Consider the following 1,691-nt stretch of genomic DNA (forward strand, 5'->3'; position numbering starts at 1 on the left):
GTACGACGGGCATGTCGTGTATCTGAGGTGAAAGTCCTCTGAGGGCACCTGCTACCGGTGAACCCAATAGCGACTCCCAAGCCTGACTATCGTGAGGTAGCGGGGAGAGGAAGGGATAGCGAAATCGTGGCTCTACGAATAGAAACGTGATATCAAGGCGTATGTAGTGGATGAGGAGGCGTCAAACTCTAAAGTCCCAAAAGGTAGTCGTAATCTATATGCGTAAATCACGAGAGTAAACGAGGAAAGATATACAACTTATCCCGTGAGGTCTCATGAACGTCTCAGACGTAGTAACAACGAATCATGAGAAGTCAGCCGAAGCCATAGTAGTGATGAAGCTTCTGTAATGGAAGTGGAGCGAAGGGCTGAACAATTAGCCGAAGTAATCCTACTTCACTTGTGTCTGTAAAAGAATGGTCTGATAGAACTGGAGGCGGTCACGTATTGACTAGAAGAAGGTTCACCAATATAAGGCATCCCGCAGACACCGAAACAAGAAAGGAGTACACACATGTCAGAATTGCTAGATAAGATATTATCTCGGAATAATATGCTTGAAGCCTACAAACAGGTAAAAAGTAACAAGGGTTCAGCTGGTATTGATGGAGTTACTATTGGAGAAATGGATAATTTCCTAGCTCAGAATTGGCGAGAAACCAAGGAACTCATAAAGCAGAGGAAGTATAAGCCTCATCCTGTCCTTAGGGTAGAGATACCCAAGCCAAATGGTGGAATGAGAAATCTCGGTATTCCTACGGTCATGGACAGAATGATCCAACAAGCACTAGTGCAAGTTCTCAGTCCCATCTGTGAAGAACATTTCTCAGAGTATAGTTACGGATTTCGTCCCAATCGTTCTTGCGAGACAGCTATCATTCAACTTCTAGAGTATCTCAATGATGGCTATGAATGGATAGTGGATATTGACCTGGAAAAATTCTTTGATACAGTTCCACAAGATAGATTGATGTCCTTGGTACATACGATTATTCAAGATGGGGATACAGAATCACTGATACGAAAATATCTTCATTCGGGTGTTGTTATCAAAGGTCAGCGCTATAAAACACTGGTTGGTACACCCCAAGGAGGAAATCTGTCTCCGCTCTTGTCTAATATCATGCTTCATGAGCTGGATAAGGAATTGGAAAAACGAGGTCTTCGTTTTGTCCGATACGCAGATGACTGTGTCATTACAGTCGGGAGTGAAGCATCCGCCAAACGAGTTATGCACTCCGTTAGCCGCTTCATCGAAAAGCGACTAGGCTTAAAAGTCAATATGACCAAGACAAAGATTGTGAGACCTACCAAACTCAAGTACTTAGGTTTTGGTTTTTGGAAATCTCCAAAAGGTTGGAAATGCCGTCCCCATCAAGATAGTGTGCAGAGTTTTAAGCGAAAGCTAAAGCAATTGACAACGAGGCGATGGAGTATTGACTTGACGACACGGATTGAACGATTAAACTGGGTAATCCGCGGTTGGGTAAATTACTTCTCGCTTGGTAGTATGAAGAGCATAATGAAGCAAATAGACGAGCGCTTGCGAACTCGTATCCGAGTAATTATTTGGAAGCAATGGAAGAAAAAATCTAGACGATTATGGGGGCTTCTAAAACTAGGAGTTCCGAAATGGATAGCGGATAAGGTATCTGGCTGGGGTGACCACTATCAACTAGTGGCTCAAAAGT

General features: G+C 43.4%; 1 protein-coding gene. It reads left to right on the forward strand.

Annotation, left to right across the window (positions count from 1 at the left end; translation table 11 throughout):
* Positions 1–514: 514 nt before the first annotated feature.
* Positions 515–1,691 (forward strand): group II intron reverse transcriptase/maturase (ltrA, locus tag E5983_RS08965; RefSeq protein WP_160333486.1); only part of this gene is annotated, 1,177 nt, incomplete at its 3' end.

It is taken from the genome of Streptococcus danieliae (genome assembly GCF_009767945.1).
Classification (GTDB): Bacteria; Bacillota; Bacilli; order Lactobacillales; family Streptococcaceae; genus Streptococcus; species Streptococcus danieliae.